The sequence below is a fragment of the Pantoea sp. GbtcB22 genome (assembly GCF_019091025.1).
Classification (GTDB): Bacteria; Pseudomonadota; Gammaproteobacteria; order Enterobacterales; family Enterobacteriaceae; genus Pantoea; species Pantoea leporis.
Genome location: NZ_JAGXKB010000823.1, coordinates 1 through 237, shown reverse-complemented (window position 1 = coordinate 237; position 237 = coordinate 1). Strand labels below are relative to the sequence as shown.

General features: G+C 47.7%; 1 pseudogene. It reads right to left on the bottom strand.

The window, feature by feature from the left end:
- Positions 1-237, bottom strand: a pseudogene (locus KVT28_RS26790) (acyltransferase); the annotation flags it as partial.

Here is a 237-nt window from a genome sequence, read left to right as displayed (position 1 = left end):
AATTTCGCCACATAGAAGGAGGCGACAAAGAACAAAGTTGAAAGGAAGGTGTAGAACAGAAACGAATGCGGAAAGAGCGTTTCCGGGATCTGCTTGATGAAATAGAGCACCACACCGGGAATCAGATAGAGGCTGTAACTCACCTCACCAAACGACATCAGGGTTTTGTTTACCAGAATGCCATACACGGCGTTGCCGCTGCTGACAATAAAGAAGATTACCGTCAGGCAGCAGAGG